We start from the raw sequence: 13,390 nt of genomic DNA, 5'->3' as shown, positions 1-13,390 counted from the left end.
CAGGGGGGACAATGGGCGGGTGGTGAGGACGGAGAGGGGTACGGACGTGGGGACGGATGCCCGGAGGGAGGCGGGTGCGGATTCCGGTGCGGGGGCGGATGCCCGTACGGGTGCCCGTACGGATTCCGGTGCGGGGCCGCGTACGGACACCCCTGCCGGGACCCGTGCGGATTCCCGTACGGCGACGCGTACGGGAGCGGGCGGCGCGAACCTCCCCGCGCTGCGCAGCCACAACGCCGCGCTGGTGCTCGACCTGCTGCGGACGGCCGGGCGCGAAGGGATCAGCCGCCTGGAGCTGGCGGAACGGACCGGCCTGACCCCGCAGGCGGTCAGCAAGATCACCGCCCGGTTGCGCACCGAGGGCCTGGCCGCCGACGCCGGGCGCCGGGCCTCCACGGGCGGCAAACCGGCCACCGTCCTGCGGCTCGTCCCCGAGGCGGCCCACGCGATCGGCCTCCACCTCGACCGCGACGAGCTGACCGCCGTCCTGCTCGACCTCGCGGGCGAACGCGTCGCCGAGCGCCGCACCCCCCTGGACCTGGGCGCGGGCGCGGAGCCGGTCCTCGCGGCGGTACGGGCGGAGGCGGCCGCGCTGCTGCCGGGTGGCGCGAGCGGGGGCACCCGCCCGGGCGGCGGCGCGGGTGGGGCGGCCCTCGGGGCCGGGTTCCTCGGGGTCGGCGTCCCAGGGGCCGGTGTCCCCGGGACCGGTGTCCCCGGGACCGGTGTCCCCGGGACCGGTGCCCCCGGGACCAGCGTCCTCGGCGTCGGTGTCGCCATGCCCGGGCCGTTGGACCACCGGGCCGGAACGCCCGGGCGGGTCACCGGGTTTCCGCAGTGGGACGGCTTTCCGCTGCGGGACGAGCTGGCGCGGCGGCTCGGGCTGCCCGTCGTGCTCGACAAGGACACCAACGCCGCCGCCCTGGGCCTCGCCCTGCGCCCCGGCGCCCCCGGCTCCTTCGCGTACGTGCACCTCGGTACGGGTCTGGGCGCGGGCCTGGTCCTCGGCGGGGCGGTGCTGCGCGGGGGCAGGACCGGGGCGGGGGAGCTCGGGCACCAGACCGTCCAGCTCGACGGGCCGCCCTGCGACTGCGGCGGGCGCGGCTGCCTGGAGGTGCTGTGCCTGGCGGCCCTCGCGCGCGGCGATCTCGACGGTGCCGCCCGGGTGCTGGGCACCGGAGCGGCGAACCTGGTCCGGCTGCTGGACGTCGACCGGGTGCTGCTCGGCGGCCGGGCGGTCCTCGCGGCCCCCGAGGTGTTCGCGCGCGGCACCCGCGAGGTCCTGGCCGGCCTCGCCCTCCCGGCGGACGTGGCGGTGGCGACCGCCCCGCACGCGGTGGCGGAGGGCGCGGCGCAGCTGATCCTCGCGCCGGTCTTCGGCAACCGGCCCTCGGGCTTCGGGGGCGAGCCGCCGACGGTCGGACAATAGGCTGATCGGGCGGGATGGCTGGGCGTTCGAGGGGTCCGGCCGCGTCGTTCACGTTTCCGTCGTGCCGCGCGTGGCAGCGTCGCGGGCGACCCGTACGCCGCGAGCAGCAAAGGCACCCGCCCATGCGACTGCGCAACGCCCTCGCCCTCGCCGCCCTCACCACGGCCGCCGCCGTCCCGGTCGCCCACGCCCTGGCGCCCGTGCCGGTGGTGGCGGCGCCGCCCGAGTGCGGCGCGGAGGCCGCCCGGGACTTCCCCCTCGCCACCCGGATCAAGGACGGGCCCGCCACGTACGCGGCGGGCGGGGACTTCCTCACCTGGAACCTCGACCTCACCAACACCACCGCCCGGCCCTGCCGGGGCATCCACCCGGTGCTCGTGCTCGCCGACCGCGAGCGGACCCTGCGGCCCGCCCAGATCCGGGCCGAGTTCTACGACGCCGGGGCGCGGTTGTGGCGGCCGGTGACGTTCGAGGGGACGGACCGGTCGGAGAGCGTGGGCGTCTTCGGCGGGACCGGGGACGCACCGGACACGTCGGACGCACCGGACCGCCCGTCGGACGCACCGGACCGCCCGACGGGCGCCGCCACCCCGTCCGCCGCGCCCACCCCGACCGACACCACCCCCCCACCCCCCGCCTTCACCGGCTTCGCCGTCCCCGCGCACCGCACCCTCACCGTCCCCGTGCGGCTCGCCTTCCGTGCCGACACCGTCCCGGACGTGGTGGTCGTCAACGCCGCCGTCGTGCAGCGGCGGGGCGACGACGGTGACTGGGTCGGCGAGTCGGGCGACTACCCGCTGACGGTGCTTCCGGCGGACCCGACCGGCCAGGCGGACCCGACCGGCCAGGCGGACCCGACCCGCCCGGCCGCCACGGAGCACGCCCCGGCCCCGGCCGATCCCGCGCGGCCCACCCCGCGCGGCACGGCCCCCGCCCCGGTCCGCCCCGAACTCGCCCGGACGGGGCGCGAGTCCGCGCTGCGGGCGGCGCCCTTCTCGGCGGCGCTGCTGGCGGCGGGGGCGGCCCTGGTGCTGTTCTCGCGCCGCCGCCGACGGCACGCGTAGGCCACCCCGCGTACACCGTCCCGTTCACTCGCATCTGCAACGATCACCAGGTGGAGAACCCGAACAGCCCCGATGACCCCGGCGCGCCCATCCGCTCCGGCATCCCCGAGCACGGCCGCATCCCCAAGTACTACGCCGTCAAGGCCAAAGTCGCCGCGCTCATCGCCGAGTTGGGCGAGGGCGGGCTGCTGCCCACCGAGCGGGACCTCGCGGTCCGCTACGAGGTGTCGCGCGAGACCGTCCGGCAGGCCCTGCGCGAGCTGCTCCTGGAGGGGCGGCTGCGCCGGCAGGGGCGCGGCACCGTGGTCGCCGGGCCCAAGCTGGAGCAGCCGCTCTCGCTCGCCAGCTACACCGAGGGCGTACGCCGGCAGGGGCGCCGTCCCGGGCGTGCGCTGATCTCCCTGGAGCGCTTCCCGTGCCCCGAGGCCCTCGCCCCCGAGGTCGGCGTGGTGCGCGGCGAGCCCGTCTGGCACATGGAGCGGGTGCTGCTCGCCGACTACGAGCGGGTCGGCCTGGAGAGCACGTACGTCTCCGAGGCGCGCGCCCCGCGCCTGGACGTGGAGTTCGACCCGGACTCCTCCTTCTACGCCTATCTCCACGACCGGCTCGGCATCTCCTTCGGTGACGCCGACGAGCGGATCGAGACGGTCCTGGCGACCCCGCGCGAGGCGCTGCTCGTCGGCACCCCTCCGGCGCTGCCGATGCTGCTGATCCACCGCGTCTCGCGGGACACGGCGGGCCGGCCCCTGGAACGCGTGCGCACGCTCTACCGGGGCGACCGCTTCAGCTTCACGGCGCACCTGGGCCGCCAGGACTGAGCCCGCCCGACCCCCGGGGCCTCCCTGCCCGCCTGCCGCCCCCTGCCCGCCTACCCGCCTGCCTCCCCTGCCCCCTGTTCCGGCCGCTCGGCCAGCCTGCAAATATCACGAAACAGTAACGGGTCTAGTCCAAGCTTGGCAGCCCGTTCACCGTCCCGTCGCCCAGCCGATCGGTCCGGGTCACCCACCGCCAGGACCGTGAACGGCATGAAGGTGATCGTCGTAGGAGCCGGCGTGGTGGGAACCATGCACGCCTGGCACGCAGTCGAACGCGGCCATGAGGTCGTCCACATCGAGCGCGAAGCGGAGGCGCGCGGCGCCTCCCTCCGCAACTTCGGCCAGATATGGGTCAGCGGCCGGGCGGGCGGCGAGGAACTCGACACCGCCCTGCGCGCCCGCGAACTCTGGGAGGACGTCGGCGCCCGGGTCCCCGGGCTCGGCTTCCGGGCCATCGGGTCCCTCACCCCCGTACGCAACGCGCTCGAACTCGGCGTCGCCGAGGCCGCCCTGGCCCGGCCCGACGCCGCCGCCCGCGGCTACAAGCTGCTCACCGCCGACGAGGCGCTGGCCGTCAACCCCGCCCTGCGCGGCGCGTTCGAGAACGGAGGGGCCCAGGCCGCCCTGTGGTGCGAGCGGGACGCCGCCGTCGAACCCCGCACCGCCCAGCTGGCCCTGCGCGAGGCCCTCCTGGCCACCGGCCGCTACACCTTCCTTCCGCACCGCGAGGTGCGGGAGGTCGTCGGCGAGAACGCGGTCCGCGACGACCACGGCGACACCCACACCGGCGACGCCGTCGTCCTGTGCACCGGCGCCTGGCTCTCCGGCCTGGTCCGCGAGGTCGCGGGCGAGGTCCCGGTCCGCCGGGTCCGGCTCCAGATGATGCAGACCGACCCGCTCGGCGAACCCCTCACCACCTCCGTCGCCGACGCCGACTCCTTCCGCTACTACCCGGCGTACGCCTCCCCGGAGCTCGACGCCCTCAACGCCGGGCAGGCGCAGGACCCGACCGCCGCCGCACACAAGATGCAGCTGCTCATGGTGCAGCGCCTCGACGGCGGGCTGACCATCGGCGACACCCACGAGTACGAGCACCCGTTCGCCTTCGACACCCTCGAAGACCCCTACGAGCACCTCACCCGCGTCGTCGAGTCCTTCCTCGGCCGCCCGCTGCCGCGCGTCCGGCGCCGCTGGGCCGGCGTGTACGCGCAGTGCACCGACACCAGCCGCGTCGTCCACCGCCAGCAGGTGCGCGACGGCGTGTGGCTGGTGACCGGACCCGGCGGACGCGGCATGACCTGCTCGCCCGCCATCGCCGAGACCACCGCGAACGAACTGGGCTGGTAGCCACGATGACCGACACGACCGCACCTCAGCACCGCCTCGTCGTCCTCGACATGGCCGGCACCACCGTCGCCGACGGCGGCCTCGTCGAGCAGGCCTTCACGGCCGCCGCCGAACGCCTCGGCGAGGACCCCGCCACGATGATCGACTACGTCCGGGCCACCATGGGCGAGTCCAAGATCTCCGTCTTCCGCCACCTCTTCGGCGGCGACGAGCAGCGCGCCCGGCAGGCCAACCTCGCCTTCGAGGAGGCGTACGGAGAGCTCGTCGCCGGTGGCCGGATCGCGCCCCTGCCCGGCGCCGCCGAGGCCATCGCCGCCCTCCGCGAACAGGGCAGGACCGTCGTCCTGACCACCGGTTTCGCCCGCGTCACCCAGGACGCCATCCTCGACGCCCTCGGCTGGCGCGAACTCGTCACCCTCACCCTCTGCCCCGCCGACGCGGGCGGTCGCGGCCGCCCCTACCCCGACATGGTGCTCGCCGCCTTCCTGCGCACCGGCGCCGTCGACGACGTCCGCCGGGTCGTGGTCGCCGGCGACACCTCGTACGACATGCTCAGCGGCGTGCGCTCCGGCGCCGGGATCGTCGCGGGCGTGCTCACCGGGGCGCACGGCGAGCCCGCGCTCAAGGAGCACGGCGCCACCCACGTCCTCGCCTCCGTCGCCGGACTCCCTGGACTGCTGCGGGAGTACGAGGCATGACCAGCGGCATACGCTTCGACGCCGTCTCCGTACGGTACGGCGACCACACCGTCCTCGACCGCCTCGACCTCACCGTCGAACCCGGCGAGGTCATGGCCCTGCTCGGCCCCTCCGGCTCCGGCAAGACCACCGCCCTGCGGGCCGTCGCCGGATTCGTACGGCCCGCCTCCGGGCGGGTGTTCATCGGCGACCGGGACGTCACCGCGCTGCCGCCGCACAAGCGCGGCATCGGCATGGTCGTCCAGCAGTACGCCCTCTTCCCGCACCTGCGGGTCGAGGACAACGTGGCCTTCGGCCTGAAGGCGCGCAAGGCGCCCAAGAGCGAGATCCCCGGCCGGGTCGCCGAGGCCCTGGAGATGACCGGCATGGGGGCCTACGCCAAGCGCTACCCGCGCGAACTCTCCGGCGGGCAGCAGCAGCGCGTCGCCATCGCCCGCGCCCTCGCCATCCGCCCCAACGTCCTCCTCCTCGACGAGCCGCTCTCCGCGCTCGACGCCCAGCTGCGCTCCGGCATGCTCGCCGAACTCGCCCGGCTGCACCGGGAGTTGCCGGACGTCTCCATCCTGTACGTCACCCACGACCAGGTCGAGGCGCTCACCCTCGCCGACCGGATCGCCGTCATGGACCGGGCCCGGCTGCGGGACTGCGGCACGCCGCAGGAGCTGTACCGGCGGCCGCGTACGGAGTTCACGGCGTCGTTCGTCGGCAACGCGAACCTGCTGCCGGTGGTCGTCGGCGCGGACGGGGTCAGCCTCGACGGGGTCGCGCTGGACGTGGCGGTCGCCGACGCGGCGGCCGGTTCGAGCGCGACTCTCTGCGTGCGGCCGCATCTCGTCGGCCTGGGCCCCGGGCCCAACGCCCTGCGGGGGCGGATCTCCGAGGTGCAGTGGCGGGGGTCCACGCACCGGCTGTACGTGGAGGTCGGCAGCTCCGGGCATCGGGTCAAGGCGGATGTGCGGGAGTTGCGGGAGACGCCGGCGCTGGGGGACGAGGTGACGCTGCACTTCGCGCGCGAGGACGCGGTGCTGCTGGCGGCGGGGGTGAACGATGGGTAGTGGTGGTGCGGGTCTTTCGGAGGCGCAGCGCGCTGGTGGGGTGGTGCCCACCCTCCCCCAGACTTCGTCCGGGGGGACCCCCGACGCCCTGCGGGACGATGGCCCCCGACCGGTGACGGGCGAGCCCAGCCCCCGTGACCGCGGAACGCTCCCCGCCTGGTTCTGGGCCACACCCCCCGTCCTCGCCCTGGCCGTCGTCTTCCTCTACCCCCTCGCTCTCGTCGTCCGGGAGTCGTTGGCCCCCGGGGCGTATGCCCAGGTGTTCGCGTCCGGGTCGTTCCGGGACGCGCTGGTGACCACCGTGTGGCTGGCGGTCGCCGCCACCGTGGGGTGTCTGGTTCTCGGGTTCGTGCTGGCGTCGGTGGTCGCGTTCGTGCCGTTTCCGGGTGGGCGGGCGGTGGCGCGGTTCATCGATGTGTTCCTGTCCTTCCCGTCGTTCCTGATCACGCTCGCGCTGCTGTTCCTCTACGGGACCGTCGGCATGGCGAACGGGGTGTGGACGGACGTCACCGGTGACGCCACGGGGCCGTTCCACTTCCTGTCCACGCCGTGGGGCGTGCTGCTCGCCGAGATCACGTACTTCACTCCGTTCGTGATGCGTCCCCTGCTCGCCGCCTTCTCCCAACTGGACACCGCCCAGCTGGAGGTGGCCTCCTCGCTCGGCGCCCGGCCGCTGCGGATCGTGCGGCGGGTGATCCTGCCCGAGGCGCTTCCGGCGCTCGCCGCCGGCGGCAGCCTCGTCCTGGTGATGTGCCTCAACGAGTTCGGGATCGTGCTGTTCACCGGGGCCAAGGGCGTCACGACCCTGCCGATGCTCGTCTACGGCAAGGCCATCCTCGAATCCGACTACGCGGCGGCCTGCGTCGTCGCCGTCGTCAACGTGGTGATCTCCGTGGGTCTCTACACCGTCTACCGGGTGGTGAGCCGTCGTGCTGGTGCATAGCCGAACCGGGAGGTGGGCGGTCTGGATCCTCTTCGCGGTCCTCTTCGTCCCGCTCTTCGCCCTGCCCCTCCTCGTCATCCTCGCGGCCTCGTTCTCCACCCACTGGTCCGGTGCCTTCCCCTCCGGGCCGACGACCGCGCACTACGCCGCCGCCGTGCGCGGCGAGTCGCTGACGGCGCTCACCACCAGCCTGGTGACGGCCCTCGCGGCGAGCGTGTTCGCGCTGACCGCCGGCACCTGGGCCGCGCTCGCCGCCGCCGCGCTCCGCAAGCGCGGGCGCCGGATCGTCGACGCGCTGTTCGTGCTGCCGGTGGCCGTGCCGTCGGTGGTGGTGGGGCTCGCGGTCCTGGTCGCGTTCTCGCAGCCGCCGATGCTCCTCAACGGCACGCGCTGGATCGTGATCCTCGCGCACACCGTTCTTGTCACGGCGTTCGCCTACCAGTCGGTTTCGGCTGCCATCCTGCGGCTCGACCCGATGTACGAGCAGGCGGCGGCCAGCCTCGGCGCCCGCCCCTCGTACGTGCTGCTGCGGGTCCGGCTGCCGCTCCTGCTGCCGTCGCTGACCGCGGCGGCGGGGCTCTGCTTCGCCCTGTCCATGGGTGAGCTGAGCGCCACGATGATGCTCTACCCGCCGGACTGGATGCCGCTGCCGGTGCTCATCTTCACGGCCACCGACCGCGGTTCGCTCTTCACGGGCTCCGCGCTCGCGGTGGTCCTCATGACGGCGACCCTACTCGTCCTGCTCGCCGTCGCCCGTATCCGTACCAAAGCCTCGTACCGCTAGGAGAGAACGACGTCATGCTTACCCCCTTCCCGTACGTCAAGCCGATCGCCGCCGTCACCGGCTGTCTGGCCCTCGCCGCCACCCTCACCGCCTGCGGCGGCTCGTCCGCGGCCGCCGACGAGAAGGTCGTCACCGTCTACAGCGCCGACGGCCTCAAGGGCGAGGCGGGCGACGGCTGGTACGACAAGGTCTTCAAGGACTTCGAGAAGCAGACCGGCATCAAGGTGAAGTACGTCGAGGGCGGCTCCGGCGAGATGGTGCAGCGCGCCGCCCGCGAGAAGAGCAACACCCAGGCCGACGTCCTCGTCACCCTCCCGCCCTTCATCCAGCAGGCCGACTCCAAGGGGCTGCTCGCGGCGTACGCGCCGAAGGGCTCCGACCAGGTCAGCGGCGCCGACAAGGCCGACGACGGCAAGTGGACCTCCGTCGTCAACAACTACTTCGGCTTCATCCGCAACAAGAAGCAGGCGAGCCCCGCGCCGAAGACCTGGGAGGAGCTGCTGGACCCGAGGTTCAAGGACAAGGTCCAGTACTCCACCCCGGGCGTCGCGGGCGACGGCACCGCCGTGCTCATCAAGGCCCTGCACGACTTCGGCGGCCAGGAGCCCGCCATGGCGTACCTGAAGAAGCTGCAGGCCAACAACGTCGGCCCGTCCTCCTCCACCTCCAAGCTGGCCCCGAAGGTCGACAAGGGCGAGATCCTGGTCGCCAACGGCGACGTCCAGATGAACTTCGCGCAGGCCAGGACCATGCCGAACCTGGACATCTGGTTCCCGGCCAAGGCCGGCGGCAAGCCAACCACCTTCGCCCTGCCGTACGCGGCCGGCCTGGTCGACAAGGCCCCGCACAGCGAGAACGGCAAGAAGCTGCTCGACTTCATGCTCGGCGAGCAGGCCCAGCGGGAGGTCAGCGCCATCGGCGGCGGCTTCCCGGCCCGCGAGGACGTCAAGCCCACCGACGCCAACGCCATCGCGCTGGGCAAGCTGATGGACGGCGTCGAGGTCTTCGAGCCGGACTGGGCCGACATCGACAAGAACCTCACGGCGTACGTGGACGCGTGGAAGTCCGCCACGGGCAGCTGAGAGTTCACCGCACGTCTCTTCCGTCCCGTAGAAGTATCGCGGAAAGATAACGGGTACGGACCAAAGCCAGATCGCGCAACGCCCCTGAGGAATCAGGGGCGTTGGTGTGCCGCCAGTCACCCCCGACCATGGAGGACTCCCGACATGCCGATCACCGGCATCACCGGCATCGCCAGCCCGTCCCTGCCGTCCCTGTCGTCCCAGCAGTCCCAGCAGTCCCGGCCGGCTGAGTCGTCTCAGCCGTCCCGGCTGGCCCGCCCCTCCCGCCGCACCGTGCTCGCCGCCGCCGGTGCCACCGCGGCCGTCGCCGCCACCGGCCTCGCCACCGCCCCCACCGCCCAGGCCGCCGCCTCGGCTGCCCCGACCCTCCCGAACGGCACCAGCAAGGACAAGGTGCTCTTCGTCGGCATGGACGGCCTGCGGTACGACCGCATCGACGCCGCCAAGGCCCCGAACCTCAAGTCCCTGATGGCGAACGGCACCTACGGCCGTTCCCTGCTCTACGCCAACCCGATGGCCGCGACCTCCTCCGGCCCCGGCTGGTCCACCATCTCCACCGGCGTGTGGCCCGACAAGCACGGCGTGAAGGACAACACCTTCACCGGCCGTGACTACGCCAGCTACCCCGGCTTCCTCGCCCGGCTGCACCAGGTCCGCCCCGAGCTCTCGCTCTTCGCCGCCGTCGACTGGCCCGAGCTCGACACCTACGGCACGGTCACCCCCGGCGCCGACGCCAAGGTCGTCCGCGACAACGACTACGCCGTCAACGACCTCGTGATCACCGACATCACCGAGGACGTGCTGCGCAACCAGAACCCCGACGTGCTCTTCGTCTACTTCGGCGAGACCGACGAGATCGGGCACAACTACGGGGCCGCCAGCCCCAAGTACACCGACGCCATCGACGTCCAGGACGCCTACCTCGGGCGCCTCCTGACCGCGATCCAGGCCCGCCCCTCGTACGCCTCCGAGCGCTGGACCGTCATCGTCGCCACCGACCACGGCCACACCGACGCCGGCGGCCACGGCGGCTCCAGCATCGAGGAGCGGCGCACCTTCGTCCTCGCCCAGGGCCCCGGCATCGCGGCCGGCGCCCGCCCCGTCGACACCCGGCTCGTCGACGTCGCCGCCACCGTCTTCCGCCAGCTCGGCATCGTCCCGGACCCCTCCTGGGGCCTCGACGGCAAGCCGGTCCAGGACCGCTCCGCCGACCCCTTCGACACCCTCCACCCGTCCCTCACCGGCCGCGTCGACGAGACCGGCATCCCCGCCGGCGTCCTCGGCTTCACCCGCACCGCGCCCAGCGGCTGGTCCGTCATCAACAACGCCATGGGCACCGGCGGCGTGACCGAGTGGCGCGGCTGGTCCTTCGCCACCGACGAGTTCTGGTCCCGTTCCCAGCGCGACCAGTCCCGCGAGCTCAACGTGCGCGCCCGGGGCGTCTTCGCGGTCGCCGACTCCGACGAGTGGGCCGACAAGACCTTCTCGGGCACCTTTGACTCGACCCTGGTCACCCCGGCGTACACGGTCTCGGGCGCGAGCCGCGCGACCCTCGACTTCACGACGCTGTACCGGCAGGAGGGCGCGCAGACCGCTCAGATCCTGGCCTCGTTCAACGGCGGTACGCCGACCGTCGTGAAGAGCTACACGGCGGACGTGATCTCGCAGCCGCAGTCGGTCACGGTCGCCGTGCCCGCCGGCGCGAGCAGCGTCAGCTTCCGCTTCCGCTACACCGGGTCCAACAACTGGTACTGGGTGATCGACGGGGTCAGGGTGACGGCTTCCTGACCTAGGCTGGGGGCGGCGCCACAGCGCTGTCGCGTCGCCCCCAGTACACCGGAAAGTCTTGTACGGCAGGAGTCCCGCACCCATGGCAGAGCGCAAGCCGATCGAATCCTGGCTCACCGACATGGACGGCGTCCTCATCCACGAGGGCGTGCCCATCCCCGGCGCCGACGCGTTCATCACGAAGCTGCGGGACACCGGCAAGCCGTTCCTGGTGCTCACCAACAACTCGATCTACACCGCCCGCGACCTGCACGCCCGCCTGGCCCGCATGGGCCTGGAGGTCCCCGTCGAGAACATCTGGACCTCGGCGCTCGCCACCGCGAAGTTCCTCGACGACCAGCGCCCCGGCGGCACCGCGTACGTCATCGGCGAGGCCGGCCTCACCACGGCGCTGCACGACATCGGCTACGTGCTCACCGACCACGACCCGGACTACGTGGTCCTCGGCGAGACCCGTACGTACTCCTTCGAGGCGATGACGAAGGCGGTCCGGCTGATCAACGCCGGCGCCCGCTTCATCTGCACCAACCCGGACGAGACCGGGCCGTCCCTGGAGGGCCCGCTGCCCGCCACCGGGTCGGTCGCCGCGCTGATCACCAAGGCGACGGGCAAGGAGCCGTACTTCGCGGGCAAGCCCAACCCGCTGATGATGCGCACCGGCCTGAACGCCATCGGCGCCCACTCCGAGTCCAGCGCGATGATCGGCGACCGGATGGACACCGACATCCTGGCCGGTCTGGAGGCGGGCATGCAGACCTTCCTGGTGCTGACCGGTCTGACCTCGCAGGCGGAGATCGACCGCTTCCCGTTCCGCCCGTCCAAGGTCGTCAAGTCGATCGCGGACCTCGTCGAGCGCGTCTGACCGCCCGCTCGCACATCCCCCGGCCGCCCCCCTGCGGATGCGGAACGGGCCGAACCGGGTGACCCTGCCAGTATCAGGAGGTCACCATGCGTTCAGGTCCCATCGCTCTCCGTGCCACGGGGGCGGCTCTGGTTCTGGTGCTCGCGCCCACGGCGGGCACCGCCCTGGCCCACGACGGCGTCCAGGCCACCGTCACCCCCTCCAGCACCCACGCCGGAGCCGACGTGGACGTCCGCGTCACCGGCTGCAAGGGCACCACCGGCGCCGCCAGGTCCCAGGCGTTCGTCGCGGAGGCGGAGCTCACCGGCCGGGACGGCGGGAAGAACCCGCTGTTCGGCGACACCACCCTCAAGTCGGGTCTCGAAGAAGGCACGTACAAGGTCAGCGTGACCTGTGACGGCCACGACCACCCCGACGTCGGCACCGTGCACGTCAAGCGGCACGAGCAGCCGACCCACCAGCCCACCCACCACCCGTCCCCGATCGCCCCGGTCCGGGCCGGCGGCGGCGGCACCGCCGCCTTCGCCGCCCCCGCGGCACCCGGCGTCGCGCAGACCGCCGGCGAGGAGGGCCTGGGCACCCCGTACACCCTCCTGGGCCTCGGCCTGGCCGCCGTCGCCGCCGTGTCCGTCGCCGTCCGCAGCGCCCGCCGCCGCGGTGCGGGCGCGGCCCCCGGCGCGGACTGACCCCGTGTCGTCCGGGCGGGCGCTGACCGGGGCGGCCTGGGCGCTGCTCCTGTGCGGCCTGTGGCTCTGGGGCCGGGACGCCGCCGACGGGCCCGCCGTCCCGGCGCCCGCCACCGGCGACATCGCCGCCGTCGGACGCCCCCTCGGGCTGCCGCTGCCCCCGGCGCACACCCCGATGGAGCCCGCCGAGCCGCGCCGGGTCGAGATCCCCTCGATCGGGATCACCGCCCCCGTCGTGGCCCGCGGACTCGACCGCGCGGGGGCGATCGACCCGCCGCCGTTCGAGATGCCGCACACGGTCGGCTGGTACGGGTCGGGCACCCGGCCCGGCGCCTCGGGCGCCGCGCTCTTCGTCGGGCACGTCGACACCGAGACCCGCCCCGCCGTCTTCTACGGCCTGAGCGCGGCCCGCCCCGGCGCCACCGTCGACGTGACCCGTTCGGACGGAAGCGTCGCCGAATTCACCATCGAGGACGTCCAGGTCCTCGACCGCGAGGGCTTCGACCCCAAGAAGGCGTACGGGCAGCGCCGCGCGGACCGCGCCGAACTCCGCCTGATCACCTGCGGCGGCACCTTCGACCGCGAGACGGGCGCGTACACGGCGAACGTCGTCGTCTCGGCGTACCTGACGGCGGTACGGGGCGGCCGGGGGTGACGTCGGCCGGGCACCGGCCGGCGGACCAGGTCCCGCCGGCCGCCGGCCGGACCGGCCCTCGACCGCGGGCTCACGGGCCGCGGGAGGAGCCCGGCGCCACCGCGGGAGGTCGGAGTTCCGCTCACTGTAGGGGCCCGGCCCGGCCGGGGCCCAGAGTCCGTACGCGCTGAAACCGGCCCGCGACG

The 13,390-nt window shown here is 73.7% G+C and carries 13 protein-coding genes; all 13 read left to right on the top strand.

Features of this window, described 5'->3' with window-relative positions; all coding sequences use genetic code 11:
• The first annotated feature begins 46 nt into the window (after positions 1-46).
• Positions 47-1,426, top strand: coding sequence for an ROK family transcriptional regulator (locus tag ACZ3ZE_RS05120; protein ID WP_467257390.1), 1,380 nt, complete (start codon positions 47-49; stop codon positions 1,424-1,426).
• A gap of 122 nt (positions 1,427-1,548) precedes the next feature.
• Complete coding sequence (locus tag ACZ3ZE_RS05115) at positions 1,549-2,490, top strand: hypothetical protein (RefSeq protein ID WP_467257387.1); 942 nt, start codon at positions 1,549-1,551, stop codon at positions 2,488-2,490.
• A 50-nt stretch (positions 2,491-2,540) separates the two neighbouring features.
• Positions 2,541-3,308 carry a GntR family transcriptional regulator gene (locus tag ACZ3ZE_RS05110; protein WP_467257384.1) on the top strand — a complete coding sequence of 256 codons (768 nt, stop codon included), beginning with the start codon at positions 2,541-2,543 and terminating at the stop codon, positions 3,306-3,308.
• 207 nt (positions 3,309-3,515) lie between these two features.
• Positions 3,516-4,652: a TIGR03364 family FAD-dependent oxidoreductase gene (locus ACZ3ZE_RS05105; RefSeq protein ID WP_361162801.1), complete on the top strand. Its 1,137-nt coding sequence runs from the start codon at positions 3,516-3,518 to the stop codon at positions 4,650-4,652.
• A gap of 5 nt (positions 4,653-4,657) precedes the next feature.
• A complete protein-coding gene (locus ACZ3ZE_RS05100; RefSeq protein ID WP_467257381.1) occupies positions 4,658-5,350 on the top strand; it encodes a phosphonatase-like hydrolase in 693 nt (230 codons plus the stop codon).
• Positions 5,347-6,405, top strand: coding sequence for an ABC transporter ATP-binding protein (locus ACZ3ZE_RS05095; protein ID WP_467257378.1), 1,059 nt, complete (start codon positions 5,347-5,349; stop codon positions 6,403-6,405). Before ACZ3ZE_RS05100 ends, ACZ3ZE_RS05095 begins: the two co-directional genes overlap by 4 nt.
• Positions 6,398-7,348, top strand: coding sequence for a 2-aminoethylphosphonate ABC transporter permease subunit (locus ACZ3ZE_RS05090; protein WP_442304361.1), 951 nt, complete (start codon positions 6,398-6,400; stop codon positions 7,346-7,348). The genes ACZ3ZE_RS05095 and ACZ3ZE_RS05090 overlap by 8 nt, the downstream gene beginning before the upstream one ends.
• Positions 7,335-8,132 (top strand): ABC transporter permease, encoded by a 798-nt coding sequence (locus ACZ3ZE_RS05085; RefSeq protein ID WP_361162808.1) that lies wholly within the window; start codon positions 7,335-7,337, stop codon positions 8,130-8,132. Before ACZ3ZE_RS05090 ends, ACZ3ZE_RS05085 begins: the two co-directional genes overlap by 14 nt.
• 14 nt (positions 8,133-8,146) lie before the next feature.
• Complete coding sequence (locus ACZ3ZE_RS05080) at positions 8,147-9,214, top strand: 2-aminoethylphosphonate ABC transporter substrate-binding protein (protein ID WP_467257375.1); 1,068 nt, start codon at positions 8,147-8,149, stop codon at positions 9,212-9,214.
• Positions 9,215-9,358: 144 nt separating this feature from the next.
• Positions 9,359-11,002 carry an alkaline phosphatase family protein gene (locus tag ACZ3ZE_RS05075; RefSeq protein ID WP_467257372.1) on the top strand — a complete coding sequence of 548 codons (1,644 nt, stop codon included), beginning with the start codon at positions 9,359-9,361 and terminating at the stop codon, positions 11,000-11,002.
• Positions 11,003-11,084: 82 nt separating this feature from the next.
• On the top strand, positions 11,085-11,864 hold the full coding sequence (locus ACZ3ZE_RS05070; protein WP_361162814.1) for an HAD-IIA family hydrolase: 780 nt from the start codon (positions 11,085-11,087) through the stop codon (positions 11,862-11,864).
• 86 nt (positions 11,865-11,950) lie between these two features.
• On the top strand, positions 11,951-12,550 hold the full coding sequence (locus ACZ3ZE_RS05065) for a hypothetical protein (RefSeq protein ID WP_361162816.1): 600 nt from the start codon (positions 11,951-11,953) through the stop codon (positions 12,548-12,550).
• Positions 12,551-12,554: 4 nt separating this feature from the next.
• A complete protein-coding gene (locus tag ACZ3ZE_RS05060) occupies positions 12,555-13,205 on the top strand; it encodes a class F sortase (RefSeq protein WP_467257369.1) in 651 nt (216 codons plus the stop codon).
• The last annotated feature ends 185 nt before the right edge of the window (positions 13,206-13,390 follow it).

It is taken from the genome of Streptomyces sp. NPDC023157 (assembly GCF_055560575.1).
The sequence above is the reverse complement of the archived record's forward strand: the minus strand, read 5'-3'. Positions and strand labels throughout refer to the sequence as shown.